18 protein-coding genes are annotated in these 21,765 nt (G+C 74.7%); 5 read left to right on the top strand and 13 right to left on the bottom strand.

All coding sequences use genetic code 11. The annotated features are described in order from the left end of the window. Positions 1-22: 22 nt before the first annotated feature. Complete coding sequence (locus tag IE99_RS0113675; protein ID WP_051712478.1) at positions 23-1,270, bottom strand: PucR family transcriptional regulator; 1,248 nt, start codon at positions 1,268-1,270, stop codon at positions 23-25. Between the two features lie 209 nt (positions 1,271-1,479). Between IE99_RS0113675 and IE99_RS0113665 the strand changes: the two genes are divergently transcribed. Beyond that, positions 1,480-4,197 (top strand): AAA family ATPase, encoded by a 2,718-nt coding sequence (locus IE99_RS0113665; RefSeq protein ID WP_030169340.1) that lies wholly within the window; start codon positions 1,480-1,482, stop codon positions 4,195-4,197. Here the strand turns inward: IE99_RS0113665 and IE99_RS30295 are convergent. The 4 genes from IE99_RS30295 to IE99_RS0113645 all read right to left on the bottom strand — a co-directional run bounded on the left by IE99_RS30295 (position 4,194) and on the right by IE99_RS0113645 (position 8,120). Further along, positions 4,194-5,141, bottom strand: a complete 948-nt coding sequence (locus tag IE99_RS30295) for an SRPBCC family protein (RefSeq protein WP_051712477.1) — start codon at positions 5,139-5,141, stop codon at positions 4,194-4,196. The two genes, IE99_RS0113665 and IE99_RS30295, sit on opposite strands and share 4 nt — an antisense overlap. Before the next feature lie 42 nt (positions 5,142-5,183). Then, positions 5,184-5,732, bottom strand: coding sequence for an SRPBCC family protein (locus tag IE99_RS29145; protein WP_084219479.1), 549 nt, complete (start codon positions 5,730-5,732; stop codon positions 5,184-5,186). 341 nt (positions 5,733-6,073) lie between these two features. After that, complete coding sequence (locus IE99_RS33410; RefSeq protein WP_030169299.1) at positions 6,074-7,045, bottom strand: alpha/beta hydrolase; 972 nt, start codon at positions 7,043-7,045, stop codon at positions 6,074-6,076. Positions 7,046-7,196: 151 nt separating this feature from the next. Then, positions 7,197-8,120, bottom strand: coding sequence for a MerR family transcriptional regulator (locus tag IE99_RS0113645; RefSeq protein ID WP_030169295.1), 924 nt, complete (start codon positions 8,118-8,120; stop codon positions 7,197-7,199). A 110-nt stretch (positions 8,121-8,230) separates the two neighbouring features. On the opposite strand from IE99_RS0113645, the gene IE99_RS0113640 reads away from it, so the two are divergent. Further along, positions 8,231-8,791 carry a TlpA family protein disulfide reductase gene (locus tag IE99_RS0113640; RefSeq protein WP_051712476.1) on the top strand — a complete coding sequence of 187 codons (561 nt, stop codon included), beginning with the start codon at positions 8,231-8,233 and terminating at the stop codon, positions 8,789-8,791. After that, positions 8,791-9,627, top strand: a complete 837-nt coding sequence (locus IE99_RS0113635; protein ID WP_051712475.1) for a cytochrome c biogenesis CcdA family protein — start codon at positions 8,791-8,793, stop codon at positions 9,625-9,627. The genes IE99_RS0113640 and IE99_RS0113635 overlap by 1 nt, the downstream gene beginning before the upstream one ends. A gap of 7 nt (positions 9,628-9,634) precedes the next feature. Here IE99_RS0113635 and IE99_RS0113630 read toward each other — a convergent pair whose 3' ends face one another. Continuing rightward, a complete protein-coding gene (locus tag IE99_RS0113630; RefSeq protein ID WP_030169287.1) occupies positions 9,635-10,438 on the bottom strand; it encodes a transporter substrate-binding domain-containing protein in 804 nt (267 codons plus the stop codon). Between the two features lie 101 nt (positions 10,439-10,539). After that, positions 10,540-12,423 (bottom strand): ABC transporter ATP-binding protein, encoded by a 1,884-nt coding sequence (locus IE99_RS0113625; RefSeq protein ID WP_030169284.1) that lies wholly within the window; start codon positions 12,421-12,423, stop codon positions 10,540-10,542. Between the two features lie 206 nt (positions 12,424-12,629). Here IE99_RS0113625 and IE99_RS0113620 point away from each other — a divergent pair, with 206 nt between their 5' ends. After that, the gene (locus tag IE99_RS0113620; protein ID WP_030169281.1) at positions 12,630-13,796 is read left to right on the top strand and encodes an aminotransferase class V-fold PLP-dependent enzyme; all 1,167 of its coding nucleotides are present in this window, start codon (positions 12,630-12,632) and stop codon (positions 13,794-13,796) included. Positions 13,797-13,851: 55 nt separating this feature from the next. Here IE99_RS0113620 and IE99_RS0113615 read toward each other — a convergent pair whose 3' ends face one another. The 3 genes from IE99_RS0113615 to IE99_RS0113605 all read right to left on the bottom strand — a co-directional run bounded on the left by IE99_RS0113615 (position 13,852) and on the right by IE99_RS0113605 (position 15,997). Then, positions 13,852-14,271 carry a CBS domain-containing protein gene (locus IE99_RS0113615; RefSeq protein WP_030169279.1) on the bottom strand — a complete coding sequence of 140 codons (420 nt, stop codon included), beginning with the start codon at positions 14,269-14,271 and terminating at the stop codon, positions 13,852-13,854. A gap of 104 nt (positions 14,272-14,375) precedes the next feature. Continuing rightward, the gene (locus IE99_RS29140; RefSeq protein WP_051712474.1) at positions 14,376-15,410 is read right to left on the bottom strand and encodes an LCP family protein; all 1,035 of its coding nucleotides are present in this window, start codon (positions 15,408-15,410) and stop codon (positions 14,376-14,378) included. A 2-nt stretch (positions 15,411-15,412) separates the two neighbouring features. Further along, positions 15,413-15,997 (bottom strand): RNA polymerase sigma factor, encoded by a 585-nt coding sequence (locus IE99_RS0113605; RefSeq protein WP_030169273.1) that lies wholly within the window; start codon positions 15,995-15,997, stop codon positions 15,413-15,415. A gap of 215 nt (positions 15,998-16,212) precedes the next feature. Between IE99_RS0113605 and IE99_RS33045 the strand changes: the two genes are divergently transcribed. Beyond that, entirely contained in the window at positions 16,213-18,363 is a 2,151-nt protein-coding gene (locus IE99_RS33045; protein WP_245623189.1) for a D-alanyl-D-alanine carboxypeptidase, read from the top strand. A gap of 4 nt (positions 18,364-18,367) precedes the next feature. Here IE99_RS33045 and IE99_RS0113595 read toward each other — a convergent pair whose 3' ends face one another. From IE99_RS0113595 to IE99_RS0113585, 3 genes are read right to left on the bottom strand one after another with little or no spacing between them, the layout of a single operon-like run. Beyond that, positions 18,368-19,801, bottom strand: a complete 1,434-nt coding sequence (locus IE99_RS0113595; protein WP_030169267.1) for a pyridoxal phosphate-dependent decarboxylase family protein — start codon at positions 19,799-19,801, stop codon at positions 18,368-18,370. Next, entirely contained in the window at positions 19,791-21,155 is a 1,365-nt protein-coding gene (locus IE99_RS0113590; protein WP_030169264.1) for an MFS transporter, read from the bottom strand. The genes IE99_RS0113595 and IE99_RS0113590 overlap by 11 nt, the downstream gene beginning before the upstream one ends. Further along, a complete protein-coding gene (locus IE99_RS0113585) occupies positions 21,155-21,754 on the bottom strand; it encodes a TetR/AcrR family transcriptional regulator (RefSeq protein WP_030169261.1) in 600 nt (199 codons plus the stop codon). The genes IE99_RS0113590 and IE99_RS0113585 overlap by 1 nt, the downstream gene beginning before the upstream one ends. Between the last annotated feature and the right edge of the window lie 11 nt (positions 21,755-21,765).

Raw genomic sequence — 21,765 nt, 5'->3', positions numbered from 1 at the left:
GTCAGGATACGAGGATCCCAGCTCACCGGCCGAGCGCGACGGAATGCCTGCGGTCGTGCAGCCGCACGGCGCTCAGCGCCAGCGCCAGCTCCACCAGGTCCCCCGGACGGGTCAGCTGCCGTCCCGTCAGCTGCTCGATCTTCCGCAGCCGGTTGAGGACGGTGTTGCGGTGGCAGAAGAGCAGCTCGGCCGCCCGCGCCGCGGAGCCGTCGCAGTCCAGCCAGGTCTCCAGGGTCGTCAGCAGGACGTCACGGAACGCGGGCTCGACCTCGGCGAGGCCGCCGAACGCGACCTGCCCGAGGCGCCCGGCGAGGCGGGGCTGGGAGAGCACCAGGGCCTCCGGGATCCGCTTGTCCATCCGGGCGATCTGCGGATCCGCCCCCCGGCACGTGCGGAGCGCGAGTTCCGCCATCCAGCGGGCGCGGCCGAGTTCGGCGAGGCTGTCGACGACGGGGCTGACGCCCGCGTGGCGGCGCGCGTAGGGGCGGACGGCGCCGACCAGGTCGTCGAGGCCGGCGGCGCCGAGCGCGACGAGGGCGACCTGGGCGTCCGCGCGGAGCCGCCAGATGAACCGCATGCCGCCGGTGTCGCCGGGCCTGCCGTCGTCGGAGAGGGCGCGGCCGTGCTCGGCGGCCAGCACGACGACGGCGTACCGGCCGGTCGCGGGCAGGCCCAGCAGGGACGTCGCGGTCCCGACGAGGCCGCCGTCGGCGCCCTGGCCGTCCAGCAGCGCGTCCACGACCGCCTGGACGCGCTCCTCGCTGCGGCGGGCCAGCGCGAACTCCGTGCGGTGGTAGGCGGAGGCGGCGGCGCTGGACTGCTGGTCGATGGTGTCCCAGGTGCGGGTGGCCTGCCGGACGAGCGCCGGCACGTTCGCGGGCTCGTGCCGGCCGACGGTCTCGACCACGGCCTCCCAGAACACCCGCCCGGCGAGGCGGTAGGAGCGCAGGAGCTGGTCGAGGGGCAGACCCTCGTGCGCGCGGCGCTGCCCGAGCCGCTCGGCCCAGTCGAGGTCGGCGCGGCCGCCCTCCGGTTCCAGGATGGCCTGGAAGCCGTGCCCGAGGCCCCTCCGGCACACGTCCAGCAGGTCGGCGCGCAGCGGTTCGGACCGGGCGGAGGGCTCGCCCGAAAGGATCTCCCGCGCCAGGCGGTCGGCGAGGTCGGGGAGCCGGCCGGTGAGGCGCAGCACCGCCTTGCGCAGGATCGCGCGGTCCGCGTCGGCCGCGGAAGGGGACGCGGGCTCGGCGAGCCCCGGGCGCGCTCCCGTCATGGCATGCCACCTCCTGCACAACGCGGGTGGCTCATACTGCCACCGGAACGGACGTATCGACCATGAGCTCCGGCCCGGACTGTGCACGCTCACAATCGCGGGGCGTCCGGATTGCGCCCGCGCCCCGCGCCCGCGCCCCACTCTGGACCGCACCCGGCGCCGCATGCTCCCCTGTGGTCCCGTCCCGCCGTCGTCGAGGAGGGGCCGGCATGACCACGTTGTACGGGCGCGAAGGCGAACTCGCGACCCTCACCGCACTGCTGGACGGCGCCCGCGAGCGGCGGCGCGGCGGGGCGCTCGCGCTCACGGCCGGCGCCGGCATGGGCAAGACCGCGCTCCTGGACGCGGCGCCGAAGGACGGGTTCCGGGTGCTGGCGACGACCGGCGTGCCCGGTGAGGCGGGTGTCCCGTACGCGGGCCTGCACCGGCTGCTGCGGCCGGTCCTGGACCTGCTGCCCCGCCTCCCGCCCCCCTATGCCCAGGCGCTCGGCGCGGCGGTCGGCGGGACGGGCGGTGGCGGCGTCGTCCCGTTCGCGCTGTGCGAACTGCTGAGCCGCGCCGCCGAGGACGGCCCGCTGCTGTGCGTCGCCGACGACGTCCAGTGGCTCGACTCCGGGTCGCTGGACGCGCTGGCGTTCGCGGCGCGGCGCGTCCAGGACGAGGCGGTCGCGGTGCTGTTCGCGGCGCGCGACGACCGGCGCCCGCCGCGGGGGCTCGACGGGATCCGGCGGCTGCCGCTGCCGCCCCTCGACGCGGAGGCGAGCCTGCGCGTCCTTGACGCGCTGCTCGGCGAGGCCGCCGGCGGCGACGCCGGATGGGACCTCGCGGAGGAGATCGTCGACCTCGCGGGCGGGCGGCCGCTCGCGATCCGGGAGCTGGCCGGGGCGCTGACGCCGGGGCAGCTGTCCGGGGCGACGGCGCCGCCGCGCGTCCTGCCGCCCGGCAGCACGCTGCGGGCCCTGTACCGGCATCGCCACCTGCGGCTTCCGGTCCGGGCGCGGCGGCTCGCGCTGATGGCGGTGGCGGAGGAGCGGCTGGACGGCCCGGCGCTCGCGCGGGCGATGCGCAAGGCGGGCATCGGCGCCCGCGAGATCGACGCGGCGCGCGAGTCGGGGCTGCTGCGGTTCGACGGGTCTGGGGTGGCGGTGCGGGATCCGCTGATCCGGGCGTCGCTGTGGGCGGACGCGTCGCGCGCCGAGCAGCAGGCCGCGCACGCGCTGCTGGCGAAGGTGCTCGTCCAGGACTGGCAGCGGGCGTCGCGGCTGTGGCACCGCGCGGCGGGGACCGGGGAACCGGACGACGCGGTGGCCGCCGCGCTCGCGGAGGCCGCCCGGAACGGGGACGTCCCCGCCGATTCCTGGCGGACCTGGCAGCGGGCCGCCACCCTCACCACCGACGGCCCGACACGCACGGACCGCTACCTGGCCGCCGCCGCCGACGCGTGGACCGCCGGGCGGACGCGCCGCGCCCGCATGCTCCTGCGCCGCGCCCGGCCCGTCCAGGTCGCACCCGAGAGAGCGGAGCGGCTGCGGGGGGAGATGGAGGCGGGATCCGGTGTCCCTTCCAGGGCGGTCAGGATCCTGACGGAAACGGCCGGACGGCTCGCGGGCACGGACGCCCTCACCGCGCTGATGTGGGCGGCGGAGGCCGCCGACAGCGCCGGCGACGCCGAAGCGTACGCCGCGATCGCCGCGCGGGCCGACCTCACCGGCGACGACGGCGCCCGGTCCGCGCTGGTGCGGGCGCACCTCACCGGCATGGCCGCGCTCGCCCGGGGCCGGTACGCGGACGCGGCGGCCCTGCTCGGCGGCGCGGTGCGGCTCGCCGACATCGTCGTCGACCCCGCCGCACGGGCCTGCGCGGCGATCGCGGCGCTCGCGCTGGACGACGCGGGCCGTGCCCGGATCCTCGCGTCCGGTGCGGCCGAGTCGGCTCGCCGCCGGGGCCGGATGCCCGCCGCGTCGTTCGCGCTGCTCGTCGCGGCGCGCGCGGAGGCCCTGCTCGGGCCGGGGACGGCGCCCGCCACCGCCGGGGCCGACGGGCTGCGCCTCGCGCAGGCGACCCGGCTGCACGTCCACGCGGCCGAGCAGCTCGCGACGCTCGCGCTGGCCGCGGCGCGCGCCGGCGACGCGCGCGGCGCCCGCGCCCGGCTCGACGCCCTCGCCCCCGCGGCCGCCCGGCGCGGTCTCGTCCGGGCGTCCGCCGTCGGCGCGTGGGCGGCGGCCTGCCTGGACCTCGCAGCCGGACGCCCCGCCGACGCCGCCGGACGCCTCGTCCCGCCCGGCGCGCCCGCCCTCGTCCGGCTGCACGCGGCGCCGCATCTGGTCGAGGCGCTGGTCCGGGACGGCGACCCGGCGCGCGCCGCCCTGGCGTTCGCCGACTACGCCCGCTGGACGGACGCCACGCGCGGACCCGCCGCGCTGGCCCTCGCCGCCCGCTGCCGCGCCCTCCTCGCGGCCGGCGACGAGGCCGAGCACCATTTCACCGAGGCGCTCCGGCTGCACGAGGCGGCCGGCGCCGATCACGAGCTGGCCCGCACCGCCCTGCTGTTCGGGCACCGGCTGCGGCGCGGCCGGCGGCCCCGCGCGGCCCGCGAGCACCTCCGCGCCGCGCTGCGGACCTTCGAGCGGCACGGCGCCGAGCCGTGGGCCGCGCAGGCCCGCACCGAGCTGCGCGCGGCCGGGGAGCCCGTCCCCGGCCGCGCCGCGCCCGAGCGCGCACCGGCCGTGCCGGTGCGCCGCGCGGACCTCGGCGGCCTCACCGCCCAGCAGGCGCGGATCGCCCGGCTCGCGGCCGAGGGCGCCACCAACCGGGAGATCGCGGCGCGGCTCGTCCTCAGCCCCCGGACGATCGACCATCACCTCCGCAACGTGTTCACGCGGCTGGGGATCCGGTCCCGGGTGGAGCTGGCCCGCCTGATCGGCTAGCGGACCTCCTCGTACTCCGCCTGCTGCTCCTTCTCGGCGCGCTTCTCGTCGTCCAGCGCCTCCTCGTGCGTCCGGACGACCTCGCTGTCGTGGATCTCGCCGCGCCAGCCCTCCACCTCGTCGGGGTGGGTGAGCGACCGCGTCATCACGTACCGGCGGAAGTGCTTCAGCTCCAGCCGGGCGCGGCGGCCCTGGGCGCGCCACATGTTCGCGGTCTTCTCGAACAGCCCCTGCGGGTGGTACTCGAGGACCATCAGGACGCGGGTCAGGTTCGGGGCCAGCTTGTGGAAGCTGACCGTCCCGTCCACGTGCCCCTTCGGGCCCTTCGACCGCCACACGATGTGCTGGTCGGGGACCTGCTCGATGATCGTGGACTCCCAGGAGCGCGACGACCAGAAGATCTTCGCCTTCCAGTGCAGCTTGGTCTCGTCCTCCTGGTCGACCGAGACGACCTTCTTCATGAAGGACGGGAAGTCCTGGAACTGCGTGTACTGGTTGTAGACGAGGCGGCGCGGCGCACCGATGTCGATGTGCTCGACGATGTTGGTGACCTTCACCTTCTCGCCGCCCTTGCCGCCCTTGCCACCGGGCTTGAGGGCGTTGCCGACCGAGTCCTTCACGCCGGCGAGGAGGCCCTTGGACTGCTTGTCGTCCTGCTCGCCGGCCTTCTCCTCGGCGGGCTCGCGCTCGACGGCCTTGCTCTGCTCGGTCTCCTCCGGCGAGGAGTCCTTGCCGCGCCGGCTCAGCGCCCGGCCCGCGGCGACGGCCGTGCCGACGCCCAGCAGGACGCCGCCCGCCGCGCCGGCGGTACGGCCGCCGGGCACCCCGGACGGCAGGTTCTTCGTGATCCGGCTCAGGTCCGGGGTCCGCTTGCGGCTGCGGCCCACCGGCAGCCGCTTCGCCAGGTTCCCGATCGGGACCAGGCCGCTCTTCTTACCTCTCATGGGTGTGTACCTCCGCATATAGGGGTTGTCTTCTGGGGTGTCTCACGGCGCGTGCACCACCTCGCCGTCGCGGATCTCGCCCCGCCATCCCTCGATCTCCTCGGGACGGGTGAGCGACCGCGTCATCACATGGCGGCGGAAATGCTTGAGCTCGAGCCGGACACGGCGTCCCTGCGCGCGCCACAGGTTGCCGGTCCGCTCGAAGAGGCCACGCGGGTGGTACTCCAGGACGAGCAGGACGCGGGTGAGGTCGGGAGACCGCTCATGGAAGCTGACGGTCCCGTGCACAAGGCCCTTCGGGCCCTGGGAGCGCCACACGATGTGCCGCTCGGGGACCTGCTCGGTGATCGTCGCCTGCCACGTCCGCGTCGACCAGAAGACCTTCGCCTTCCACGACAGCTTCCGGTCGGACGTCTGCTCGACGGACACGACCTTCTTCATGAAGGAGGGGAAGTCCTCGAACCTCGTCCACTGGTCGTAGACGAGGCGGCAGGGCGCACCGATGTCGATCTCCTCGACGATGTCGACCGGTCCGCCCCACCCGCCGCCGAAGATCCGGGCGAGGACCGCCTTGAAGGCCGCCCAGCCCACGCCGAGGAAACGCCCGCGCGGGCGAGCGTCCCTCGAGCAGCGCCCTAGCCCCGGCCAGCGCGGCCTTGGCGAGCGGGCCGCCGGTGTTCTCGACCTCGGCCGCCCGCTCCCGGACGTACCGCTCCAGCCGGGCCCGGTACCGCGCGACGACGCGGTCCGCCACCCGGCGTCCGGCCCGTCCCGCCGCGCGGGCCGCCAGATAGCCGCCCGCACCGGCGGCGAGTCCCGTCCGGAAGTTCACGCCCGCGTCACCCCATCGTCCGCTCTCGTTCGAGCGGCCGGGTACCCGTCAAAGACCGGGCAAAACAGTGCCCAGGCCAGGGGGTTCGCGCGGACGAGCGCTACGCGGCCCGCTCGCGGGCCGTTCGGGCGGTCACCTCGCGGGCGAAGGCCCCGATCTCCTTGATCGCGATCAGGCCCTCGCGGGACACGTCCGCGAAGACCTGGAAGACGTGCATCTGGCCCTCCCAGATCTGGAGGGTGCAGGGGACGCCGGCCGCGCCCAGGCGCTCGGCCATCAGCTCGGCGTCGCCCAGGAGCACCTCGATCGACCCCACCTGGATGAGGGCCGGCGGGAGGTCCCCGAGGTCGGCGTGGACGGGGCAGAGTTCGGGGTCGGTGACGTCGGCGCCCGGAAAGCAGGTGCGGACCATGTCCCAGAGCCGGGTGGCCGGGATGAAGGGGTCCAGCGCGGCGTTCGCGTGGGCGATCTTCTGGTCGATGTCGAGGTCGAGGAACGGCGACAGGGCGGCGATGCCGGCCGGACGGGGCAGGCCCTCGCGCACGGCCCTGAGCGGGGCCGTGAAGGCGAGGTAGCCGCCGGCGGAGTCGCCGCCGACGACGATGTCGTCCGGCGCGTATCCGGCCGCGAGGAGCCGCCGGTACGCCTCGACGCAGTCGGCGATGGACGTCTCGATGGGCACGCGGGGCTGCATGCGGTAGCCCACCGACAGGACCGGCATCCCCGCCGCCTGGGAGATCCGGGCGATCATTCGGCGGTGGGTGCGCAGGCCGCAGGCGACGAATCCGCCGCCGTGGAAGTACAGGATCACCTTCCGGGACGCGCGGTCCACGCCGGGGCCGCGCACCCATTCGGCGGGGCAGGGCAGGCCCCGCACCTTGGTGGTCCTTGTACCGCGCGGCGGGACGAGGAAGACGCCGACGAGGTCGAGGAGGAAGGCGAAGCGGAGGGTGAACGGGGTCCAGGGCAGGCGGGTGACGAGCGGCCGCAGGAAGCGGTACGCGATCCGCGCCGCCAGGCGGGCCGCGAGCCCGCAGCCCGCGCGCTCCTCGATCGTGGGCGTGATCGCCATGTGCCCGTCCTCTCGCCGTGCGCCGATCGGCCGCCGCGAGAATACCCCCAAGTAAACGTTCGGGTACATAGGTCGTCCATCGTCCGGACGACCGCCATCCCCCGCACCCCGGGGGATGGCGGCACCGCACAGCCGCGTCGATCCGTGAGGTTCAGTCCAGATCGGCTCGGAGGGCCTCGATGAACCAGGTGAAGACGGGGCGCATGTTGTCCGGGCTCGGCGGCCAGCCGTTGATGACGGCCAGAAGCTCCCAGTAGCGGGACGCCCGGGGGTCGGAGGCGGCCTCCATCCGCTCCAGGAGCTCCCGCCGGTACGCCGGGGTGTCCTCGGCGCCGAACGCGCGGGCGTACCGGGCGATCAGATCCGCGAGGACGGGGGCGGCCTCGGGCGCCGTAGGGTCGGTCCCGGCGACGCGGGCGGCGTTGACCCGCGTGACGACCTCTTCGGTGAGGGTCTCGTACTCGATCGCGTCGGGGTCGGCGGCCTGCGTCTCGGCCATCCGCCGGACGGACGCGCGGAAGTCCTCGTCCCGGACGAGGTCGGCCAGCTCGATCCACGCCTCGACCTGCTCGGGCGCCGGGTCGTCGGGCAGCCGGGGCATGGCGGAGCGCATCCGCGCGACGAACCCCGGGTCGGCGTCCAGGCCGCCGAAGGTCGCGTCGATGAACTCGTGGACGATCTGGTCGCGCTGCTCGGCGGAGAGCCGGGCGATGTCGTGCATGATCTTCAACTCCTCGGGTTCGGAACCGCGCCGGGCCACCGCGCGCAGCACGGCCCGGCGGAGCCGCAGGGCGCGGATCTGCGCGTCGAGCGCCTCGGCGTGCACGGCCGCGATCTCCTGGAGGGTGGCCCGCCGGTCCAGCAGCCGCCGGACGGTCTCCAGGTCGACGTCCAGGTCGCGGAGGGTGCGCACCAGCTCGAGGCGGGCCAGCGCGGTCACGTCGTACCGGCGGTGGCCGGCATGGTTGCGGACGGCGGGCACGAGGCCCCGGTCGGAGTAGAACCGGACGGTCTTCACCGTGAGGCCGGTGCGCCGCGCCAGGTCCCCGATCGAGAACAGCATGTCGTCCGCCATGCCCATCACCTTCGGACCTCCCCTTGGGGGAGATGCAAACCGGTTTCCCGCGGCCGGACGTCACCGGCTCGTAAGGGTCTCAACGGGCGTCCCCGGCTTACGTTGCCGCCATGAAGAAACTCATTCTGACCGCCGCCGCCGTGGCCTTCGCCGTCTCCGCCTGCGGCGGCGAGTCCGCCGGTTCCGGTGCGGCCACCGCGCCGGCCGCTCCCCCCGCCTCCTCCGCCTCCGGCACTCCCTCGTCCGGGGCCGCGATGAAGGTGCCCGCCGAGCTGGAGTTCACGGCGACGAAGCTCAACGGCGGCATGTTCGACGGGAAGAGCCTCGCCGGCAAGCCCGTCGTGTTCTGGTTCTGGGCGCCGTGGTGCCCCAAGTGCCAGGCGGAGGGCCCGGCGGTCGCCGAGGCGGCTCGAAAGTACGGGGACAAGGTCGTTTTCGTCGGGATCGGGGGCCTCGACAAGAACAAGGACGCGATGAACCGGTTCGTCTCCCGGACCGGGACGTCCGGGCTCGTGCAGCTCGACGACCGGGCCGGCACCCTCTACAAGCACTTCCGGGTCACGTCCCAGTCGTCCTACCTGTTCATGAACGCCGAAGGCGGCACGCGGAAGGCGACCGGGCCGCTGGACGAGAAGGAGCTGTCCTCCCTCATCGACGACCACGCGATGTGATGGACGGCATCACGCTCGCGCTGGCGGCCGGGCTGGTCGCCGCGTTCAACCCGTGCGGCTTCGCGCTGCTGCCCTCCTACCTGGCGATCCTGCTGTCGGGGAAGGGCGGCGTGCTGCGGGGGCTGCGGCTGTCGGTCGCGATGACGGCGGGGTTCGTCACCGTCTTCGGCGTCGCGGGACTCGTCATCAGCGCGGCGACGGTCTCCGTACAGGAGCATCTGCCTTGGGTGACGGTGGTGACGGGCGGGATCCTGATCTGCCTGGGCCTCTGGCTGGTCTCCGGGCGGGAGCTGCTCGTCCGGATCCCCCGGCTGAGCGTGGGCGGGCCGTCGAACTCCTTCCTCGCGCTCTACGGGTACGGGGCGTCCTACGCGGTGGCGTCGCTGTCGTGCACCATCGCGCCGTTCCTCGCGGTCACCGGGCTGGTCTCCGGCGGCGGCGAGTTCCTGACCGGGCTGGCCGCGTTCATCGCCTACGGCGTCGGAATGGGAGTGGTGGTCGCGTCGCTGTCCCTGCTGGTGGCGCTCGCGCAGGACGCCGCCGTCAACAGGACCCGCGCGCTCCTCCCGTGGGTGTCGCGCGCCAGCGGCGGATTCCTCCTCGTCGCCGGGATCTATGTCGCCTACTACGGCTGGTACGAGTTGCGCGTGAACGCCGGGGAGTCCGCGGACGATCCCGTCATCGGCGCCGTCACGGAGATCCAGGGCGCCGTGACCGGCGCGTTGGACACGATCGGCATCTGGTGGGTGACCGGCGCGTTCCTCGTCTCCGCCGGGGCGGCCGCGGCGCTGCGCAGCCGGCGGCGCAGGGCCGCGCAGGACGCCGGGAGCCGCTGACCGGCCGCTACGAGCAGCCCTCGAACTGGGGCACCTCGATGACCGAGAGGTCGAGGCCGGTGCCGCCGAACCACTTGTGCATCAGGCGGCTCATGGTGCCGTCCTGGTACATCTCCGTGATCGCCTTGTTCACGGCCTCGCAGCCGTCCGGGTCTCCGGGGCGCATCCCGATGCCGGTGCGGCGCTCGCCGTACCGGGCGTTGACGAGGCGGACGCCGTCACCCGCGCGGCGCTTCAGCCCGGCCAAGATCGTGTCGTTCGTGGTGATCGCGTCGACACGCCCGTCCATGAGCATGGCGATGCAGTCGCCGTAGCCCCGCGCGGCCACGGGGACCGCCGCGACCCGCCGTTCCTCGATGACCTGCTCGGCCGCCCCGGACCCGGTGACCGCGCACAGCCGGCGGCCCTTCAGATCGTGGACGGAGCGGACCCGGCCCTCCTCGCGCCGGACGAGGATGTCCTGGTGGCCGAGGTAGTAGGGGCCCGCGAATCCGAGGCGAAGCTTCCATTCGGGCTCGACCCAGAACGTCAGGACCAGGTCGGCCCCTCCGTCCCGGAGGAGGCTCTCCCGGTCGCCCGCCCGCGCCGGGACGAACCGGACCCGCTTGCCGAGCCGCCCGGCGAGATAGCGCGCCACATCGACGTCGAGGCCCTCGAACCCCCCGTCCGGACGCTGGAAGGCGATCCCCGGCAGATCCGGCCGGACGCCTGCCACGAGGGTGTCCTTGGCGATCAGCGACCGGCCCTCCCCGCCGCCGCAGCCGCCGAGCACCGCACAGACCAGCGCCCCCCAGGCGATCGCCCGCCGCATCCGCACCCCTCACATCGCGTGCGTCCATCGTGCCGCGCACCGCTCCGGAGGGGAAGCTTCCGACTCCGCCGCCGGGCCCGCCGTCGCCCGGTTCCTCCGGCTCAGGCGACCGGCTCCAGCGGGGCCTCGTCGTCGAACTGGGTGCGGTACAGGGCGGTGTAGCGGCCGCCCGCGGCGAGGAGCTCGTCGTGGGTGCCGCGCTCGATGACGCGGCCCGCCTCGACGACGAGGATCTGGTCGGCGGCCCGGACGGTGGACAGGCGGTGCGCGATCACCAGGGCGGTGCGCCCTTCGAGGGCCTCCGCCAGGGCCTCCTGCACTGCGGCCTCGGACGTGGAGTCGAGGTGCGCGGTGGCCTCGTCCAGGATCACGACGCGCTGCCGGGCGAGCAGCAGCCGCGCGATCGTGAGGCGCTGGCGCTCGCCGCCGGACAGCCGGTAACCGCGCTCACCGACGATGGTGTCGAGGCCGTCGGGAAGCCCCTCGATCAGGTCGGCCAGGCGGGCGCGGCGCAGAACGTCCCAGAGTTCGTCCTCGCCGGCCTCGGGGCGCGCGAGGAGGAGGTTGGCGCGGATCGACTCGTGGAACAGGTGGCCGTCCTGGGTGACCATGCCGAGCGTGTCGCGGATCGAGTCGAACGTGAGGTCGCGGACGTCGACGCCGTTCAGCCGGATGGCGCCCGCGTCGACGTCGTAGAGGCGCGGCAGGAGCTGCGCGATCGTCGACTTGCCGGCGCCCGAGGACCCGACCAGCGCGATCATCTGGCCGGGCTCCGCGCGGAACGAGACGTCGTGCAGGACGTCCACGCCGCCGCGCGTGTCGAGGTTCGCGACCTCCTCCAGCGAGGCGAGGGACACCTTGTCGGCGGACGGGTACGCGAACGTCACGCCGTCGAACTCGACCGAGACGGGCCCCTCCGGCAGGACCTTCGCGTCCGGCTTCTCCGCGACGAGCGGCTTGAGGTCGAGGACCTCGAAGACCCGCTCGAAGCTGACGAGCGCGCTCATCACCTCGACACGGGCGCTGGCGAGCGCGGTCAGCGGCGCGTACAGGCGGGTGAGCAGCAGCGCGAGGGCGACGACGGCGCCCGCGTCCAGGCCGCCGCCCAGCGAGAACCAGCCGCCGAGCCCGTAGACCAGCGCGAGGGCGAGGGCGGAGACCATGGTCAGCGCGGTGATGAACACGTGCTGCACCATCGCGGTGCGGACCCCGATGTCGTGGACGCGGCGGGCGCGGGCGGCGAACTCGGCGGACTCGCGGTTCGGGCGGCCGAACAGCTTCACCAGCGTGGCGCCCGGCGCGGAGAACCGCTCGGTCATCTGGGTGCTCATCGCGGCGTCGTGCGCGGCGGCCTCGCGTTCGAGGCGGGCGAGGCGGGTGCCCATCCGGCGCGCAGGCAGGACGAACACGGGCAGCAGGACCAGCGCGAGCAGGGTGATCTGCCAGGAGATGCCGACCATGACGGCGAAGGTCAGCACGAGCATCACGAGGTTGCTGACCACGCCGGAGAGGGTGTCGCTGAACGCGCGCTGCGCGCCGATCACGTCGTTGTTGAGGCGGCTGACGAGCGCGCCGGTGCGGGTGCGGGTGAAGAACGCGACGGGCATCCGCTGGACGTGGTCGAACACAGCGGTGCGCAGGTGGAGGATCAGGCCCTCGCCGATGCGGGCGGACAGCCAGCGGTTCACCAGCCCGAGACCGCCCTCGGCGAGCGCGAGGAAGGCGATCAGGACGGCGAGCCAGACGACCGTGGACCGCTCATCCTTGTTGACGATCGCGTCGACGACCCGTCCGGCGAGGACGGGCGTGGCGACCGCCAGCACCGCCAGCACCACGCTCAGCACCAGGAACGCGCCGAGCAGCCGCTTATGCGGGCGGGCGAAGCGCGCGATGCGCCGAAGCGTCTCCTTGGAGAAGGGCCTCTTGTCGTTCTTGGCGTTCATCGCGTGGTGCAAAGACATCCACGCGGTGACCTCCATGTCCATGTACCTACCGCCGTTTCCGAGTGTGGTGGGCCGTCGCCCGCCATCGTGCGACCTCAAGCTCTCTTGAGGTCAAGCCCGGCCGCCCTCGATCGAGCCTGCCTCATGCCTCTGACATTTCTCGAACGCTTTTCTCATCGCCCCCGGCGGGGCGGGTATCGCCACGAACGATGTTGAATTGACCTGTCCGGGACGTCGAAGGGTGGCATGTGGGGATCGACATCGAGCGGGCCAGGAGGGACACCCCGGGGTGCCGCGAGGTCGCCCACCTCAACAACGCGGGCGCCGCGCTCCTTCCCGAGCCCGTGATCGAGGCGGTGGCCGGGCACTTCCGGCTGGAGAGCACGATCGGCGGCTACGAGGCGGCCGAGCGGGGCGCGGCGGCGATCGAGCGCTTCTACACCGCGATCGCCGGGCTCATCGGGGCGGCACCGGACGAGATCGGCTATGTGGAGAACGCGACGCGCGCGTGGGACATGGCGTTCTACGCGATCCCGTTCGCGGAGGGCGACCGGATCCTGACGACGTCCAGCGAGTACGCCAGCAACGCGATCGCCTATCGGCAGGTCGCGTCCGCCAGGGGCGCGCGCGTGGAGGTCGTCCCGGACGACGCCGACGGCACGATCTCGCTGGACGCCCTCGCCGGCGAGCTCGCCAAGGGCGGCGTGAGGCTCGTGTCGCTCAACCACATCCCGACCCACAACGGGCTCGTCAATCCCGCCGCGGAGGTGGGGCGCCTGTGCCGGGAGCACGGCGTCCTGTTCCTGCTCGACGCGTGCCAGTCGGTCGGCCAGCTGGCCGTGGACGTCCGGGAGATCGGCTGCGACATGCTGTCCGGTACCGGCCGCAAGTACCTGCGCGGCCCGCGCGGGACGGGGTTCCTGTACGTGCGGCGGGACATCGTCCGGGATCTGGAGCCGCCGTTCCTGGACCTGCACTCCGCCACCTGGCACGCTCCGGACGGCTACGTCGTACGGGACGACGCTCGCCGCTTCGAGACCTGGGAGCGGTACGTGGCCGGGCAGATCGGCCTGGGCGTCGCCGCCGGATACGCGGCGGATCTGGGGATCGCCGCGATCGAGGAGCGCGTGACCGGCCTGGCGGAGGCCCTGCGCACGCGGCTGGCGGCCCATCCGGGGACGACCGTCCTGGACCGGGGCTCACGTCGCGCGGGCCTGGTCACCTTCACCGTCGACGGGCGCGAGCCCGCCGACGTCAAGGCCGCCGCGCGGGAGGCCGGGGTCAACGTGAGCGTCACGAACCCGATCCACCAGGGCTACGACCCGCGCGCCGAACCGGCGGCCGTGCGGGCGTCCGTCCACTACTACAACACCGAGGACGAGCTGGACCGCCTCGTGGCGGCCCTCCCCCGGTAGACGGCCGGACGCGCCCGCCCGAGGTGGTGGAGCGGGCGGGCGCGTCCGCCGCGCGTCAGGTGTTCGGACGGGCGGCGCTGATGTCGGCGAGCGCCGAGGAGGAGTCCTTCTCGATGGCGAGATCGCCGATCGACACGATGCCGACCGCGTGGCCGTCCTCGACCACGGGGAGGCGCCGGACCGAACGCTCGCGCATGATCTGCGCGGCCTTGTCGAGGCTGTCGTCCGGGCCGACGGTGGCGGTGACCTCGCTGCAGATCTTCCCGATCTTGGCCTGGGAGGGGTCGCCGCCGCCGGCGAGCCCCCGCACCACCAGGTCGCGATCGGTGACGAGACCCAACAGGTCGTCGCCTTCGGCGATGAGCACCGCGCCGATGTCCTCGTCCCGCATCTTCTTCGCCACGGAGACGATGTCGCTGTCGGGGGACACCGACGTCGGTGAGCTGGTCATGATGTCGCGGATCTTGGTGGCCATATCACTCCTTGAACCGGATCGTTCGTTCGTGGGGCCCCGGATGTGCGGGCACGTACCCGGCAGAGCGGGGATCACTCATTGGCCCGCCACACGCGATCGCCGCCTCACCGCCGCGCTCTGAACTGGGCGAACACCCTCTCGGCCCGAGCCGGATCGAGGACGAGCCGGTTCGGGTCCCCGGGCGCGGACCGGACGGGCGCCGTGCTGAACGCGATCTCTTCGGTGCGGATCGACGCCAGGTCGTCGGCGAGGGCGCGCATCCCGCCGACGCCGAGCGGCGGAGCGGTCCGGACCGAGCCCGCCGCCGCCGCCAGGAACGCCCCGAACCGGAGCGGGTCGCGCCGCCGCCGGTCTTCGGCCCGCCGCGCCATCGAGGCCATGAACCGCTGCTGCCGGACGATCCGCTGGAGGTCCGAACCGTCGCCGAGCCCCCGCCGCGCCCGGACATAGGCCAGCGCCTGCTCACCGTTCAGGCGGTGCCGCCCGGCGGGGAGCCGCAGCCCGGACGACGGGTCGTCCACCGCCGTCGGGAGCGTCACATCGACGCCGCCGAGCGCGGACACCATCCGCTTGAACCCGCCGAACTCGACCACGACCCCCCGGTCGACCCGGGCACCGGTGAGCGATTCGACCGTCTTCATCGCGCAGGCGATGCCGCCGTCCGTGAACGCCGTGGCGATGGGCCCGCGCCGTGCCGGAACGGTTCTGCCCGGCGCCTCGCATGAGGGCAGCCGGACGAGCGTGTCGCGCGGGAGGCTGAGCGCGTGCGCGCTCCGGCGGTCCGCCGCGATGCGCATCAGGACGATGGTGTCCGACCGCTCCCCGCCCCGCCCCCGGCTGTCGGAGCCGAGGAGCAGGACGTTCAGGGCGCCGCCCTTCCTCGCGGGCGGCCTGTCGCCGGTCGCGGCCGGTCCCGGGTCCCCCCGGCCGAGGAGGACGGCGGGCACCAGGATCAGGGCGGCCGTGACCGCCGCGGCCATGCCGGCCAGCGCCCACCGGTGCGGCCGGCGCACGCTCCCGGCGGCGCGCCCGCCCCCGCGCGCGGCGTCCAGGAGCCGCCGCCGCTGCCGGACGAGCGTCGCGGGCGGGTCGTCCTCCAGGTGCCGGCCGAGGCCGCGCAGCAGTTCCAGGTCGTCCATGACTACGCCCCCTCGTTCATCGGATTGCTGTCGCCGAGCACCGCGCGGACCTTGCGGCGGGCCCGGTTCAGGCGCGACCGGACCGTCCCGACCGGGATGTCCAGCGCGGACGCCACCTCCTCGTAGGTGAGGTCGCCCCACGCCACGAGCAGCAGGACGTCGCGATCCCGCCGGGCCAGGCCGTCCAGCGCCTCCAGCAGCAGGGGCCGCGCCGCCGACGCGGTCACGCCGGCCGCGACCCGGTCCGCCGGGCCGTCCACCGGCCCGTCCACCGGGCTGCGCCGCAGGGCCCGGTAGCGCGCGCCCTCCGTCCGGTGCTGCCGCGCGACGAGCTTGGTCGCGATGCCGAACAGCCAGGGCCGCGCGTCCGGCCGCGCGACGTCGTACCGGTGCCGCCTGCTGAACGCGACGAGGAACGTCTCACCGACGACGTCCTCCGCCGTCTCCGGCCCGAGCCGCCGGGACACGTAGCGGTAGAGCATCGCCGAGTAGCGGTCGAACAGCACCGCGAAGACCTCCGGATCGGACCGCGACCGGGCGATCAGGTCGCCGTCGCAGACCGGTGGGGCCGCGGGGGGAACGGTCATCGCCGACACCATGGCATGCGGACCGGCCCTTCACGTAGGGGACATCGTCGGCCAGGTATCTCCACAACGCCCGTTCCGGGTTCACGCGGACATGATCACTAATGCGTAACGGGGCGAACCTTCCGGCTAAACTGCGCATCCTTCAATGCACGGGGGGCTCGACGGCGTAGGACCTCCGTCTGTGTGCTGGACGCGAGTCGAGGAGGTTCGGGGCCGTGGACGACGTCCAGCGGGAAGCGGAGCGCACCGGCGAACCGGACACCACCGATCCGGAAGCGGTCGAGGAGGGGTCCGGCGAGGCCGCCGGAACCCCGGAGCCCGCGAGATCCCGCACCCCGACGGCCGAGTTCCGCGTCCCGCCCCGCAAGGAGCCGGACGCCCGGGAACCGGACACGCAGGAACCGGACGCCCGGGAACCGGACACCACCGAGGTGCCGGACGTCGCCGTCGGGGAGGCGGCGGAGACCGCAACCGACGAGGACCAGGCCGACGAGGACCGGGCCGACGAGACGGACGGCGCCGGCGAGCAGGCGGAGGCCGTTTCCGGACAGGCTCAGGCCGCCGCGGACGAGGTGCGGGAAGAGCCGGAGGACCCGGAGGACCCGGAGGACGCCTCCCTCACCCGCCCCGACATCGCCCTTCCCCGCAGGCCGCGCCCGGCCCCTCCGGCGGCGCCGGAACAGGAGCCCGAGGCCGAGGACGACACGCCCGGCCCGGCCGGCTCCGGGCCCGCCCCGCGTCCGTCTCCCAACCCCACGATCGTCGACCGCATGCCCGTCGTGAAGCCGGCCGGCCCGCGGCCTCCGGCGCAGGACGATCCGGAGCAGGGCGCCCCGGAGGAGGCCGCGGAGGCTGCCGCTCCGGCGGAGCCGTCGCCGCAGCGCACGGTCATCGACCGGCCCCGGCGCCTGCGTCCGGAGCCGGAGGACCAGGTCTGGGAGGTCCGGGCACCGGACGCCCCCGCGAGCGCGCCGGCCGAGTCCGCCCATGTCGCGCCTCCGCTTCCCCCCAGGCCGGTGAGACCGCCCGAGGACGAGGTCTGGCACGTCCCGGCTCCGCAGGAGTCGGCTCCCCCGGACACGCGCTCCTCGGGGGCGTGGGCCGTGCCCTGGGAGAACGGAGCGCCCATCGCGCAGGCGCCTCCGCCGATGCCCGTCGACGTGGAGCCGCGCAAGAAGCGGCGGTGGCCGCTGGTCACGCTTCTCATGGTCCTCGTGCTGCTCGTCGGGGCGGTCACGGGGCAGCTCCTGCGGCCGCTGCCGGACCCCACGGTCGAGCTGACGCTCTCGGCGTCCAGCCACACGTTCGCGGGCACCGCGCCCACCCTGCCCTGGAGCGGGCAGGGGCAGTCCGTCGTGTACGTGGACGGGCTCGGGCTGATGGGGTCGTCGGGTGGGGCGGCTCCGACGCCCACGGCGAGCGTCGCCAAGGTGATGACGGCGTACGTGTACCTGAAGGAGCATCCGCTGGCGGCCGGGGAGCCGGGGCCGGTGCTGACGGTGTCACCGCAGGCGGCGGCGCAGATCCCGGCGCGCAAGCGGCGCGGGGAGTCGCTGCTCGGGGTCACCGCCGGCCAGCGGCTGACCCAGCGCAAGGCCCTCGAGGCGCTGATGATCATCTCGGCGAACGACGTGGCGCACGAGCTGGCGCGGTGGGACGCCGGGAGCGGCCCGGCGTTCGTCGCGAAGATGAACGCCGCGGCGAAGGCGCTGGGCATGGACGCCACCCGGTACACCGACCCCAGCGGGTACCACTCCGGGACGGTCAGCACGGCCGCCGACCAGGTGAAGCTGCTGCGGGCGGCGATGCGGCTGCCGGCGTTCGAGGAGATCGTGAACAAGCGGGCCTACGTGCCGGACGACGGCGGCCCGGCGCGTCCTGGCGGCAACATCCTGCTCGGGCAGTACGGGGTCGTGGGCGGTAAGACCGGGTACACGGACGCGGCGGGCGGCAACTACGTGTTCGCCGCGCGCACCGCCGTCTCCGGGGTGCCGACGTTGATCCTGGGCGCGGTCATGGGGCAGCGGTCATCGAGCGCGATGGCGGCCATCAGCGCCGGTCAGCAGCTCGTCGCGGCGGCCGGGGGCGCGCTGACGGCGACGACCCTCGCCCCGGCGGGCGCGCGGGTCGCGCGGATCGAGGACGGCCTCGGGGGGCGGACGCCGCTGCGCGCCGCGTCCGCCGTCACGGTCGTCGGGTGGCCCGGGTTGACGGTGCCCGTGCGGGTCCTGGGCGACCCGCCCGCCGAGGGCGGCGCCGGGGAGCGGGTCGCGACCGTCCGCGCGGGCGCGGCGCGGGTACCGCTGGAGCTCGACCGGACGCTGGCCGAGCCCGACCTGGTGAAGCGGCTGACCCGCCTGCGGTGAGCCGTCAGGCGCTCGCGTAGAGCGCCGACAGGAACCGGACGAGGAGCGCCTCGCGGGTCTCGGGCGGCAGGGCGTCCAGGATGGCGTTGACGACGGCCATCTCGGGCTCGCCGCTGCTCGGGGCGAGGTCGACGCCGACGGACGCGAGGAGGCCCGCGAATCCGGCGTCGTCGAGGCTGTCGAGGTCCAGACCGGCGAGGGCGCCGACGAGGTCGGCGGGGACGTCGGGCGGCCCGGCCTCCCGCGCGGCCTTCGCGGCGTCGGCGAGGGCTCGAAGGAGCGCTTCGACGTCGGTCACGCCGGTCAGCGTGAAGTGCAGGTTCGGCGGGATGCCCCCGCAGGAGAGCTGCGGCTGGAAGTACCACCCGCGGGCGCGGGCCTCGTCGGCGACGGCGAAGACGTCCAGCTCCGGATCGTCGGACGTGACGGACACGAGCGGCACGGCGGGCGTGCCGAGGACGCGGAGCCCGGGGATCTCCGCCGCGCCCGCGACGAAGGCGTCCGCGGTGGCCATCGCCCGCTCGGCGAGGTCGCGGTACCCGGCGGCGCCGAGCGCGTTGAGGGTCGCCCAGGCCGCGCCGAGCGGCCCGGCGCTCCGGCTGCTCTGCACGGTCGTGTTGATCACGGTGTAGCCGGGCCATCCGGCGGACGCGAAGTAGGCGTGCCGGCGGAGCGCCTCGTCCGCGAACAGGACGACCGAGGCGCCCTTCGGCGCGTACCCGTACTTGTGCAGGTCGCAGGAGATGGAGGTGACGCCCGGGACGGAGAGGTCGAACGGCGGGACGGGGCGTCCGGCGTCGCGGAGCCACGGGAGGATCCAGCCGCCCACGCACGCGTCGACGTGGCACAGGACCCCGGCGGAGGCGGCCAGCGCCGCGATCTCCTCGACCGGGTCCATGACGCCCTGCGGGTAGGACGGCGCGGACGCGACGACGAGCACGGTGCGGGGCGTGATGGCGGCGGCCATCTCGGCGGGCGCTGCCCGGAACGCGTCGTCGACCGGCACCGGCACGACGTCCATCCCCAGGTAGTGGGCGGCCTTGTGGAAGGCCGGGTGCGCGGTGACGGGCAGGACGATCTCCGCGCGGCCCTCGACGGGGCGGGCGTCCCGCGCCGCCTTCACCGCCAGCATGATCGACTCGGTTCCGCCGCTGGTGAAGATCCCGTGCCCGCCGCCGAGCCGCGCGGCCACGGCGCCGACGATCTGCCGCTCCAGCGCGACGATGCTGGGGAACGCGGTCGGGTCGAGGCAGTTGACCTCCAGCATCCGGTGGTGGGCGGCGGCGGCGAGGTCGTGGACGGCGTCGCGTCCGGTGTCGTAGACGTACGCGGTGACCTGGCCGCCGCGCACCGGGAGGTCGGCCTCGCCGAGGCGGTCGAGCTCGGCGAGCAGGTCGGCGGCGGGTCGGCCGGTCTCCGGCAGGGGGTCAGACGGCATGGACGGCGGTTTCCTTCCGGTGGGAGGCGGCCTGGCGGCGGTAGGCCAGCAGGACCGGGACGCTGAGCAGGAGCAGCAGCGCGGGGACGAGGGTGAACCCGGCGGTGAGGCCGGTCAGGGCGGCGCCGGGCTGCCGCACGGGGGTCTCGAGGTCGGACGACCGGAACGACGTCGCGGCGAGGATGAGCGCGAACACGCCGGGGCCGAGGGCGAGCGCGCCGGTCTCGGCGGCGGTCCACAGGCCGGTGAACGCGCCCGACTGGGCGTGGCCGGTGCGTCCGCTGTCGGCGTGGACGGTCTCGGGCAGCAGCGACAGCGGCAGCAGCTGGACGGCCGCGTAGCAGACCCCGACGAGGGCGGTGAGCGCGAGGACGGCGGCCGTCGCACCGGAGGTGACCGCCGGGTACAGGGCGGCGGCCGTCCCGGCGAACAGCCAGACGGCCGCGAGGTAGCAGGGCACCTCGCCGGCGCGGCGCGCGAGCGCGCGCCACAGCGGCACCGCGACGGCGCTCGGGCCGACCATGCAGACGAACATCACGGCGGTGAGCCCGTGGTCGCCGAGCCGGTAGGCCGCCACGTAGGGGGCGCCCGCGAGCATGACGGCGACCGCGAGGGACTGCGCGGCGAACGCGCCGAGCAGCGCGAAGAACGGCCGGTTGCCCCGGGCGGTGCGCAGCGCGGCGGCGAGCCCGAGGGGACGGGGTCCGGGACGGGACGGAATCCACCGGGTCGCGAGCGCGGCGGCCACCATCGCGGCGCCCATGACGACGCCGACGACGGCGCCCATCAGCGCGTATCCGGCCCGGCCTCCCCCTGCGGTGTCGACCAGGACGGGAGCGCCGCCGCCCGCGAGCAGGATGCCGGCGGTGAGGCAGACGATCCGCCACGCCATCGCCCGGCCCCGCTCGGACGGGACGTCGGAGATCTCGGCGGGCAGCGCCACGTACGGCACCTGGAAGCACGCGAAGGCGGTCGCGGCGAGCAGGAACGCGACCCCCGCCCACGCCGCCGCGAGGGCGGGCGAGTCACCGGGCACGGCGAACATCGCGGCGAACAGGACGGGCAGCGCGACGGCCCCGGTGAGCAGCAGCCGCGTGCGGCGGCCGGTCCGCACGGCCTCCCGGTCGCTGGCGGCGCCGACGACCGGGTTGAACAGCACGTCCCACGCCTTGGGGACGACCAGCACGGCACCCGCGACGGCCGCGCCGACCGCGAGGACGTCCGTCAGGTAGTACAGGAGCAGCAGGCCGGGAACGGCGGAGAAGACCCCTGTGCCGACCGATCCGATCCCGTACCCCAGCAGCCGCCTCCGCGACAGGGCCCCCAGCGCGGCCGCGTCGCGCTCCGGCACCATCAGGCGTCCGGGGAGAAGCCGGCGGCGGTGGCGACGAGGCGGCGCAGATGGGTGCGGAACCTGGCCAGCGCGCCCGGGTCGCCGAGGCCCCGGCGGTTCCCGTCGGCGTCGAGGATGCCGCCCTGGCCGAAGCCGTGGGTGCACCAGACGACCGTCCAGGCCAGGTAGTCGACGTCCACGTCGTCCGCGACGACCTTGCGGACGGCCTGGACGACCATGTCCAGCAGCGGGCGGACGTAGCGGGCCTCCAGGTCGGCCACGTCGGCGGCGTCGGAGAGCCAGCGGTGCATCCACAGCGCCGGGATCTCCGGGTGGGCGGCGCAGAAGTCGACGTAGCGGTCGACGATGCCCAGCACGCCCGCGGCGTCCGGCGTCATGGCGGCGAGGGCCTCTTCGAGGACGGCGCGTTCGGCCTGGTGGGCGCGCTCCATGACGGCGAGGTACAGCTCGCGCTTGCCGCCCGCGTGGTAGTTGACCGTGGAGATGTTCAGCCCCGCCGCGTCGGCGATCATCCGGGTGGAGGTGCCGTCGTAGCCGAGCGCCGCGAACAGCCGGGTGGCCGCGGGGATGATGCGCTCGGCACCGGATTCGCTGGTCATGGGCACACGGT

Source organism: Spirillospora albida, assembly GCF_000718255.1.
Lineage (GTDB): Bacteria > Actinomycetota > Actinomycetes > Streptosporangiales > Streptosporangiaceae > Spirillospora > Spirillospora albida.
Note: the sequence above shows the minus strand (reverse complement) of the source record. Positions and strands in the feature narration are given on the sequence as shown.

Excerpts from the sequence above, each read along its gene's own strand:
- IE99_RS0113675 (WP_051712478.1), bottom strand. The coding sequence starts at position 1,270 with ATGACGGGAGCGCGCCCGGGGCTCGCCGAGCCCGCGTCCCCTTCCGCG.
- IE99_RS0113665 (WP_030169340.1), top strand. The coding sequence starts at position 1,480 with ATGACCACGTTGTACGGGCGCGAAGGCGAACTCGCGACCCTCACCGCA.
- IE99_RS30295 (WP_051712477.1), bottom strand. The coding sequence starts at position 5,141 with ATGAGAGGTAAGAAGAGCGGCCTGGTCCCGATCGGGAACCTGGCGAAG.
- IE99_RS33410 (WP_030169299.1), bottom strand. The coding sequence starts at position 7,045 with ATGGCGATCACGCCCACGATCGAGGAGCGCGCGGGCTGCGGGCTCGCG.
- IE99_RS0113645 (WP_030169295.1), bottom strand. The coding sequence starts at position 8,120 with ATGGCGGACGACATGCTGTTCTCGATCGGGGACCTGGCGCGGCGCACC.
- IE99_RS0113640 (WP_051712476.1), top strand. The coding sequence starts at position 8,231 with ATGAAGAAACTCATTCTGACCGCCGCCGCCGTGGCCTTCGCCGTCTCC.
- IE99_RS0113635 (WP_051712475.1), top strand. The coding sequence starts at position 8,791 with ATGGACGGCATCACGCTCGCGCTGGCGGCCGGGCTGGTCGCCGCGTTC.
- IE99_RS0113630 (WP_030169287.1), bottom strand. The coding sequence starts at position 10,438 with ATGCGGCGGGCGATCGCCTGGGGGGCGCTGGTCTGTGCGGTGCTCGGC.
- IE99_RS0113625 (WP_030169284.1), bottom strand. The coding sequence starts at position 12,423 with ATGGACATGGAGGTCACCGCGTGGATGTCTTTGCACCACGCGATGAAC.
- IE99_RS0113615 (WP_030169279.1), bottom strand. The coding sequence starts at position 14,271 with ATGGCCACCAAGATCCGCGACATCATGACCAGCTCACCGACGTCGGTG.
- IE99_RS29140 (WP_051712474.1), bottom strand. The coding sequence starts at position 15,410 with ATGGACGACCTGGAACTGCTGCGCGGCCTCGGCCGGCACCTGGAGGAC.
- IE99_RS0113605 (WP_030169273.1), bottom strand. The coding sequence starts at position 15,997 with ATGACCGTTCCCCCCGCGGCCCCACCGGTCTGCGACGGCGACCTGATC.
- IE99_RS0113595 (WP_030169267.1), bottom strand. The coding sequence starts at position 19,801 with ATGCCGTCTGACCCCCTGCCGGAGACCGGCCGACCCGCCGCCGACCTG.
- IE99_RS0113590 (WP_030169264.1), bottom strand. The coding sequence starts at position 21,155 with ATGGTGCCGGAGCGCGACGCGGCCGCGCTGGGGGCCCTGTCGCGGAGG.
- IE99_RS0113585 (WP_030169261.1), bottom strand. The coding sequence starts at position 21,754 with ATGACCAGCGAATCCGGTGCCGAGCGCATCATCCCCGCGGCCACCCGG.